Annotated in this window: 1 protein-coding gene; it reads left to right on the top strand. The window is 38.0% G+C overall.

What is annotated here, in order from left to right; translation table 11 throughout:
- The first annotated feature begins 338 nt into the window (after nucleotides 1-338).
- On the top strand, nucleotides 339-737 hold the full coding sequence (locus tag N2201_07455; GenBank protein ID MCX7786034.1) for a hypothetical protein: 399 nt from the start codon (nucleotides 339-341) through the stop codon (nucleotides 735-737).
- Nucleotides 738-885 lie beyond the last annotated feature (148 nt).

The raw sequence follows: 885 nt of genomic DNA, 5'->3' as shown, positions 1-885 counted from the left end.
TAATGGCTTTACGAGTTTGTCTGACGGAATCTGGAAAGTGCTCGGCGACATTAGACTGGGAAAAAACCGAAAATGAAAAATGCAACTATTTTTATGTTTTTGGTCTTTAGTATTTAATTTAACCAAGGAGTCATTATGACGAAAAACTTAAAAACAAACCACATTGTCACCCTGAACGGACTCAAGACTTATCCGTTTCCAGGGCTCAAACACTTTACTAAAAAGGAGACACTATGACGAAAAGACTCAAAACCAAACTATCAAAACTTAAAAACACAACATATTGTCACCCTGAACATAGTGAAGGGTCTCAAATGCTTTACTAAAAAGGAGACATTATGACCAAAAGACTGGAAACCAAACTATCTGAACTAAAGCATACTTGGTCGCGTTATTTATGCTCGAAAGAGATGCTCAATAATCTCAAGTTAGAGACTGATATTCTCTATGAGTTATACTTATCGCAAGCAGAGAAGATTGCGTCTGAACTACGCAAGCGCAACTTAAATGAGATTACAACTCCAGATGGCACATTCCGATTAAAGCGATTAGTCAATGCCAAAATTATTGACCGGATTTCGGCTGAAGAATACGACCAGCAACACCGACTCGGCTTATTTCAAAAGTCAATCTGCGGAAGTAGAGTCAAAGCCTGGGTAACTCAACAACTGGAAAAAAACTTAAAAATTCCAAGTTTTGTTGATGTATTAGAAGTTTGGACAATTGATATTGAGTAGCGAGTCGAGAGTAGCGAGCAAACAGGAAAATTCCTCAATTCTCGCTACTCCCTGCTCATTCCCACTTCAGTTCTTTGACAAAATGGTTCTTTAATCGACCGGATTGCCGAAAGGCAAAGATTAAAGTTCAAAACAGAAAAATACGAGT

This window comes from candidate division WOR-3 bacterium (genome assembly GCA_026418155.1).
GTDB lineage: Bacteria > Hydrothermota > Tepidihabitantia > Tepidihabitantales > CAIPLT01 > JAOABV01.
This window is presented reverse-complemented; position numbering and strand designations above follow the sequence as displayed.